The sequence below is a fragment of the Mesorhizobium sp. M7A.F.Ca.CA.002.15.2.1 genome (assembly GCF_003998715.1).
Lineage (GTDB): Bacteria > Pseudomonadota > Alphaproteobacteria > Rhizobiales > Rhizobiaceae > Mesorhizobium > Mesorhizobium ciceri.
In genome coordinates this window covers 1-7,103 of record NZ_RZPI01000253.1, presented here as the reverse complement: position 1 = coordinate 7,103, position 7,103 = coordinate 1, and the positions used below count along the sequence as shown (strand labels likewise).

Annotated in this window: 8 protein-coding genes; 6 read left to right on the top strand and 2 right to left on the bottom strand. The window is 63.7% G+C overall.

Features of this window, described 5'->3' with window-relative positions:
- The first annotated feature begins 87 nt into the window (after window positions 1-87).
- From ENZ74_RS15885 to ENZ74_RS15860, 6 genes are all read left to right on the top strand, one after another.
- The gene (locus tag ENZ74_RS15885; protein ID WP_063168976.1) at window positions 88-474 is read left to right on the top strand and encodes an SET domain-containing protein-lysine N-methyltransferase; all 387 of its coding nucleotides are present in this window, start codon (window positions 88-90) and stop codon (window positions 472-474) included.
- Window positions 475-651: 177 nt separating this feature from the next.
- On the top strand, window positions 652-930 hold the full coding sequence (gene rpsU, locus ENZ74_RS15880; RefSeq protein ID WP_013529653.1) for a 30S ribosomal protein S21: 279 nt from the start codon (window positions 652-654) through the stop codon (window positions 928-930).
- Between the two features lie 138 nt (window positions 931-1,068).
- Window positions 1,069-1,911 carry a tetratricopeptide repeat protein gene (locus ENZ74_RS15875; protein WP_013529652.1) on the top strand — a complete coding sequence of 281 codons (843 nt, stop codon included), beginning with the start codon at window positions 1,069-1,071 and terminating at the stop codon, window positions 1,909-1,911.
- 209 nt (window positions 1,912-2,120) lie between these two features.
- The gene (locus ENZ74_RS15870; protein WP_024502781.1) at window positions 2,121-2,597 is read left to right on the top strand and encodes a DUF992 domain-containing protein; all 477 of its coding nucleotides are present in this window, start codon (window positions 2,121-2,123) and stop codon (window positions 2,595-2,597) included.
- 91 nt (window positions 2,598-2,688) lie between these two features.
- Window positions 2,689-3,168 carry a DUF992 domain-containing protein gene (locus tag ENZ74_RS15865; protein WP_063168977.1) on the top strand — a complete coding sequence of 160 codons (480 nt, stop codon included), beginning with the start codon at window positions 2,689-2,691 and terminating at the stop codon, window positions 3,166-3,168.
- A gap of 222 nt (window positions 3,169-3,390) precedes the next feature.
- A complete protein-coding gene (locus ENZ74_RS15860; RefSeq protein WP_063168978.1) occupies window positions 3,391-4,827 on the top strand; it encodes an MFS transporter in 1,437 nt (478 codons plus the stop codon).
- Window positions 4,828-4,842: 15 nt separating this feature from the next.
- On the opposite strand, the gene ENZ74_RS15855 is transcribed toward ENZ74_RS15860, so the two are convergent.
- Together ENZ74_RS15855 and ENZ74_RS15850 are read right to left on the bottom strand one after the other, a co-directional pair.
- Window positions 4,843-5,535: a response regulator transcription factor gene (locus ENZ74_RS15855; RefSeq protein ID WP_063168979.1), complete on the bottom strand. Its 693-nt coding sequence runs from the start codon at window positions 5,533-5,535 to the stop codon at window positions 4,843-4,845.
- Window positions 5,532-7,103 (bottom strand): DUF4118 domain-containing protein (locus tag ENZ74_RS15850; protein ID WP_164761048.1); only part of this gene is annotated, 1,572 nt, incomplete at its 5' end. The genes ENZ74_RS15850 and ENZ74_RS15855, both read right to left, overlap by 4 nt.

Here is a 7,103-nt window from a genome sequence, read left to right as displayed (position 1 = left end):
GTTCATAGCCGCCAGGCAGACGGCCGGTCTTGATTTTTCGCCGCGATTTGGCGATGCCGTTTCTGTCCAAAAGCGCGGTCTGGAACTATGTTGTTGATCAGAACCTATGTGACTGCGAGTGCGATCGAAGGCGTCGGCGTGTTCGCTGCGGAGCCGATCAGGAAAGGGGCTTCGATCTGGCGGCTCGATCCGGATTTCGACCGACTGGTCCCCATGGACAAATACGAAGCGGCCCCCCCGCATCTCAGGGAACTGCTCGACCGCTATGCCTATCCCAGCCCCGACCGGCCAGGTTTCATGGTCTATGAAGTCGACAATGGCCGCTTCATGAACCATTCCAGCAATCCGAATACGGATTTTTCGCAATATGGCGGGGCCACCGCGACCCGCGACATCGCCGTGGGCGAGGAGATCACCTGCGACTACGGCGAGTTCTTCGAGGATTTCGAGCGGCTGCACCTCGCGACGGCCTAGTCGGCTCCTTATCTCAAGGCAAACAGACTGCGGCTGGCACCGCAAATTCATTTCCGCTGTGGACAGCGCGGCATGATTCTGCTATCAGCCGCCACAATTCGTGGTGTAAACCGCCGCGGAGGCTAGCGGCTATGATCGCTTGCCTGTTGATATCAAACCCGAAAGACAGGATTGCCCGTGCAGGTACTCGTCCGCGACAATAACGTTGATCAGGCGCTTCGCGCTCTCAAGAAGAAGATGCAGCGCGAGGGCATTTTCCGCGAAATGAAGATGCGCGGTCACTACGAGAAGCCGTCCGAGAAGCGCGCCCGCGAAAAGGCTGAAGCCGTTCGCCGCGCCCGCAAGCTGGCCCGCAAGCGCGCCCAGCGCGAAGGCCTGCTGCCGATGACGCCGCGCCCTGTTGCTGCCGGCGCCGCTGGTGGTGCAGCTGGCGCTCCGCGTCCGCCGCGGTTCTAACGCCAATTTTTCGTCCTTTTCGAAGGATATCAGAGGTGGCGCGATGTGGAATCGCCGCCACCTTTTTGTTTTGATGTGACCGGTCCGGAGGGGGAGCCGGATCTGAACGACGCGGCTTGAAGTGAGGACAGGGCAGACATGAACGCAACGAGCGTGGAGCGCGGGACCGCATTGCGTGGTTTCGCCCTGACAGCGGCCCTGCTCTCCGGACTGGCGCTTGCCGGCTGCCAAACGGCGGGCCCGACCGGTGAATTCAACAACATCGACAAGGCGCAAGGCTCGAGCGAGAACATTTCCTCGCTGTCGGCGGTCATCCAGCGCAATCCCCAGGATCCCGAAGGCTACAATGTGCGCGGCTCGGCCTATGGCCGTGGCGGCCAATACCAGGCGGCGCTCAAGGATTTCAATCAAGCCATCCAGCTCAATCCGAATTTCTTCCAGGCCTATTCGAATCGTGCGCTCATCCAGCGCTTCCTCGGCAACCAGGAAGCCGCGCTCGCGGACTACAACCGTTCGATCCAGATCAACTCGAACTATGACGCCGCCTATATCGGCCGCGGCAATCTCTACCGCAAGGCGGGTCGCACCCAGGACGCCTTCAACGACTTTCAGAAGGCGATCCAGCTCGATACGACCGACGCGCGCGCCTACCACAATCGAGGCCTGATCTATCAGAGCCAGGGCCAGCACAAATTCGCCATCGAGGATTTCTCGACCGCCATCTCGCTGGCGCCGGACGCCGCCGAGCCCTACAACGGCCGCGGCCTCTCCTATCTGGCGACCAATGACGAGGACAACGCCTTCTCCGATTTCAACATGGCGATCAAGCTCGACGGCAAGAACGCCGAGGCCTGGGCCAACCAGGCGCTGATCTACGAGCGGCGCGGTGACAAGGCGAAAGCCGCGAAATCCTATAAGGAAGCCGTTCGCCTCGACCCGACCTACCAGCCGGCCAAGGATGGCCTCGCCCGCGTCAGCTGATCTCGGTTTCGGCAAACGCTTCCCATACAAATCCGCGTGACATCCAAATGCCGCGGGATCCTTGGCGTGTCCGAAAAGACGCACTTCGCAACCGCGCATTAACCCCGGCAGGAGGCTTTCGGCCCCTGCCTTGATCGCGCCAAGTTTTCAGCGGAACGGTCTGGCCTCCCAAGCCGTTATCGAAAAGCAATTTGCGAAAGGACCCTCCCATGATCAAGAAACTCGCCTGCGCCGCTGCCCTCGCCACGACGATGTTCGCGGTGGCTCCAGCCAGCGCCGGCAAGCTGCAACTCGGCACGCTCGATTGCACCATCGACGGCGGCACCGCTTATATCGTCGCTTCCAACAAGGGCGTGTCCTGTGTCTTCCGGCCTCATCATCACGGGCCGTCCGAGGTTTACACAGGCGTCATCTCCAAGATCGGCCTCGATGTCGGCCAGACGCATCAGGGCCAGCTCGTTTGGGCCGTGCTGGCTGCGACCCGGGACCGTGACGGAGGCGATCTCGCCGGCAGCTATTACGGCGTCAACGCCGAGGCGAGCGTGGTGACCGGCGGCGGCGCCAATCTGCTGGTTGGCGGCTTGGACAGCGCCTTCATGCTGGAGCCGCTCAGCGTCCAGGCGCAGACCGGCGTCAACCTTGCCGTGGCCGTGACCTCGCTCCAGCTGATCCATTCATTCAAGTGATCGCATGGAGCCGTGCGCTCCATGACCCCTCACCCCGCGGCGCGGAACCAGATAGGATGGTTCCGCGCCGTTGATTTTTGAGGGGACCATCATGCTGAAGACAGCCATCGCTGCCATATTCGCTACCGTGTTTGTCGGAGCAGCGCAGGCGCAGGACCGAGGCATAGAGCTCGGTACGCTTGACTGTGCCATTGGCGGCGGCACCGGCTTCATCTTCGGCTCGAGCAAGGATCTGAGCTGCACCTTCAACCCCGCCGACAAGAGCTTCGCGTCGGAAGCCTATTTCGGCGCCGTCAACAAATACGGCCTCGACATCGGCACGACGAAGCAGACGGTCATGCAGTGGATCGTGCTGACGCCGCTGAAGAACATCTACGCGCCGGGTGCGCTGGCCGGCGACTACATCGGCGCCAGCGCCGAGGTGACGGCCGCCGTCGGCGCCGGCGCCAATCTGCTGGTCGGCGGCTCCTCGCAAGCCTTCACCTTGCAGCCGCTCAGCTTGCAGACGCAGACCGGCATGAACCTCGCGATCGGCGTCAGCCAGTTCCAGCTGCGCAGCACCGAGAACTGATCGCGCAACGAACCCGCCAATCGGAAAGGCTGCCGCGCGAACGGTCCTCAAAAAACCGCTTGAGCTCAACCCCGGTTGAGGTTTTACAAGCCTGCCCCGAACGAAACAACGCCTCGATGCGGCGCCCGATCCGGCGCTGTCGAACCGCATGGTCCTGCCGGAAAGCCGCACTGGCTTCTGGCGTCCTGCGCTGGCGTCGAGATATGCAAGACAGGGGTGGAAATGACCGAGATCAGCACAAACAAGGTCGACTGGCGCGGATTATGGGCAAGCGGCGACCTGGCGCGCTTCTGCTTCATCAGCCTCGGCATCCTGTTGCACGCCACCAACGAGACGATGGTGGCAACGGTGATGCCGGCCATGGTCGGCGAACTGGCGGGCGTGCAGCTCGTCGGCTGGTCGCTGGCGATCTACGAACTCGGTGCCATCGTTGCCGGCGCGGCCGCCGGACGGCTGGTGAGTTATGTCCCCTTGCGCACCAACATGGTGGTCGCAGCCCTGCTCTACGCAGCAGGCGCCCTGATCTGCGCCACCTCGCCTTCCATGCAACTGTTCCTCGCCGGCCGCCTGATCGAAGGACTTGGCGGCGGTGCGCTGGTGTCGCTGGCCTTCGTCTCGGTCGAACGACTGTTCTCGCGCGCCATCTGGCCGCAGCTTTTCGGCATCATGTCGGCGATCTGGGGCGTCGCCGCCTTCAGCGGACCATTGCTCGGCGCGATCATGACCGAGCTTTTGTCATGGCGCTGGGCCTTCGGCATCTTCACCCTCGGCGGCGCAGCCATGGCGCTGGCAAGTTTCATCGTGCTCGACACGCCGGAGGCGACGAGGCCGAAGGCGAGCGCAGGCGGGGCGCCGCCCTTCCCGTTCGCGGCCCTTGCCTGCCTTGCCGTTGCCGTGGTGCTGATCGCCTCGGCCGGCGTCGACATCGCCTTGCTGCGCTCTTCGCTGCTGATGGCCTTCGGCCTCATCGGCCTGCTGCTGTTCTTCACCATCGACGCGCTGAAGCCGCTTTCGCGGCTGTTCCCGGCGCGGCTGTTCTCATGGCGCACGCCGGTCGGCGCCGGCATGACCATGGTTGCCGCTTTTTCGGTGGCCACCTGTTCCTTCGGCGTCTACGGGCCGCTGCTGCTGACCAGCCTTCACGACATTCCGCTGCTGACCACCGGCTACATCATCGCCGCCGAATCGATCGCCTGGTCGATCCTGTCGATCCTGGTCGCCAACGCGCCGCCGCGGCGCGAGCGGCTGATCATCATCGGCGGCGCGGTGATGATCGCGGCCGGCATCGCCGGCTTTGCCTACACGATACCCCTGGGCTCCATCCCGCTCATCCTGATCTGTGCCCTGTTGCAAGGCGGCGGCTTCGGCATCGCCTGGCCGTTCCTGACACGCGTCATCGTCGCCTCCGCCCCGAAGAGCGAGCAGACCATCGCCTCGGCGGCGGTGCCGACCATGCAGCGCATCGGCTACGCCGTGGGTGCAGCCCTTGCCGGCATCGTCGCCAATGCCAGCGGCTTTTCGCAAGGTTTGAACCACGACGCGGCGGCGAATGTCGCGTCCTGGCTGTTTCTTGCCTTCGTCCCGCTCGGCATTGTCGGCTGTCTCGCGGCCTTGCGGGTTTCCAAGCCGCTTGGCCAGCAGCTGGAAGCTACTGGCTAGAAGCGCCCAACCCGCTCATTCGACCTCGCGCAGGCGGTAGCCGACGCCGGTCTCGGTGGTGATGTAGCGTGGCTGGTCGGGGCTCTTCTCGATCTTCTGCCTGAGCTGGCGCACATAGACCCTGAGATACTGCACGTCGGACGAGTCGCCCCAGACCTGCTTCAACAGGAAATGGTGGGTCAGCACCTTGCCGGCGTGCTGCACCAGCATGCGCAGGATGTCGTATTCCTTCGGCGACAGCTTTACCTCCTTGCCCTCGACCTTGACGATGCGCTTGACCAGATCGACGCTGAGATCGCCGGTCTGGAAAATCGGCTTCTCTCCCTGCTGCTGGAACTTGTGGCGGAGCGCCACGCGGATGCGTGCGACCAGTTCGTTCATGCCGAAGGGTTTGGTGACATAGTCGTCGGCGCCGAGCTCCAGGGCCTGGACGATACCGGCCTCGTCGGTCCGGCTGGACAGGATGACCACCGGAATGTCGAGGCCGTCGTCGCGCCATTTGCGCAGCAACTCATGGCCGCTAATGCCGGGCAGGCCAAGGTCGAGCAGGACGAGGTCCGGCTTCTCCGCCTCCATCAGCTCGATGGCCGCCCTGGCATTCGGCGCCTCGCTGATCGCGTAGCCCTGGCTGCCGAGGCCGACGCGCAGCAGCTTGCGGATCGGCGGCTCGTCATCGACGACCAGTATCCTGACGTTCGAGTTTGTCATGCCAGGTCACCCACATCGTCGGTATTCGAAGCGTCGAAGTTGGGCGGATTTGCCGGCTTGGGCATTTTGATGGTGAAGACCGCGCCCGAACCGTCGGTCCGGTTTGCCGCCGTGATCGTGCCACCCATCGCCTCTATGAAGCCGCGGCAGATCGACAGGCCGAGCCCGGTGCCGGCGCGGATCTGGTCGCGCTTGCGCACCCGGTAGAAGGTGTCGAAAATCCGTTCCAGATCGCCGGGAGGAATGCCCGGCCCTTCATCCATGATCTGCAGCAGGACGGAGCCATTGTCGGTCCAGCCCTGGACGCGGATCGTCGAGCCGGCCGGGGCATATTTCGCCGCATTGTCGAGAAGATTGAACAACGCTTGCTCGAACAGCACCGGGTCGACCTTCAACATCGGCAAATCCCTGGGGATGTCCGTCTCGATCTTGTGCTCGCCGATGATTTTCCTGGCCCTTTGCAGGGCGGAGCCGACGATGTCGCCGACATAGTGAAAGGCGTAGTTCGGCTCCATCGCGCCGGACTCGATCTTGGTCATGTCGAGCAGATTGGCGATGAAGCGGTTCAACCGCTCGGATTCGTCGAGCACCGTCGACAGCAGTTCGGCCCGATCCGGTTCGGGAAGTGCTGCTGAAAAATCCCGCAGCGTGCCGGCGGCGCCCATGATGGCGGCGAGCGGCGTCTTCAGATCATGGGAAATGGAGGTGAGCAGCGCCGAGCGCAGCCTGTCCGCCTCGGCGGCGAGCTTGGCCCGGTCGACGTCGGCGACCAGTTGGATACGCTCGATGGCGACTGCCGCCTGGTCGGCCAGTGCGTCGAGAAGCCGCTGCTGCTCGGGCGTCAGCAACGGTCCCTGCTTGTCGTTGTCGAGGCCGACGACGCCGATGGCCGTGCGCCCGGTCCGCAAGGGCAGATAGAGGCGCTTGGCACCCGGAAGCGTGTCGGCGCCGCGACCTGCGGCACGATTGTGCTCCCAGGCCCAGCGGGCGGCGGCGATGTCGGCTTCGGCCAGCGTGTCATCAGGCGGATAGCCGGCCTTGACGGTGATCGTCCCGTCTTCCGGCAAAAGCAGCACCACGCGCAGCTTCAGCATCGAGGCGATCTGGAAGGCGGTGGCCCAGAGGACGTCGTCCAGCGTCCCGGCGCCGGCGAGCTTCTTCGAAAAGAGGTAGATATCCTCCGTCGCCCGCGCCCGCGAGCGGGCGGCGACCGCCTGGCGCTGCACGCGCGCCGTCAGATTGCTGGCAATGACCGCAACGACGAGAAAGACGCCAAGCGCGACGATGCTCTCCGGATCCCTGATCGTCAGCGTATAGCGCGGCTCCAGGAAGAAATAATTGAAAGCAAGGGCGCTGACGAAACAAGCATACAGAGCCGGCCACAGGCCGCCGGTCACCGCCGATGCCAGCACCCCGATGAGCAGAATGATCGCCAGATTGCGAACGTCGAGAAACTGATCGAGAAGGACGGCGAAGGCGAGCGAGCCGATGACAAAGGCCGTCGCCTTGAGATAGGGCCAGATTTCGAACTGCCACTGCTCGTCGGCCGCCTTGACGCTCCGCGACGC

Coding starts and splice junctions, on each gene's coding strand:
- ENZ74_RS15870 (WP_024502781.1), top strand. CDS start 2,121: ATGATCAAGAAACTCGCCTGCGCCGCTGCCCTCGCCACGACGATGTTC.
- ENZ74_RS15855 (WP_063168979.1), bottom strand. CDS start 5,535: ATGACAAACTCGAACGTCAGGATACTGGTCGTCGATGACGAGCCGCCG.
- ENZ74_RS15865 (WP_063168977.1), top strand. CDS start 2,689: ATGCTGAAGACAGCCATCGCTGCCATATTCGCTACCGTGTTTGTCGGA.
- ENZ74_RS15875 (WP_013529652.1), top strand. CDS start 1,069: ATGAACGCAACGAGCGTGGAGCGCGGGACCGCATTGCGTGGTTTCGCC.
- ENZ74_RS15860 (WP_063168978.1), top strand. CDS start 3,391: ATGACCGAGATCAGCACAAACAAGGTCGACTGGCGCGGATTATGGGCA.
- ENZ74_RS15885 (WP_063168976.1), top strand. CDS start 88: ATGTTGTTGATCAGAACCTATGTGACTGCGAGTGCGATCGAAGGCGTC.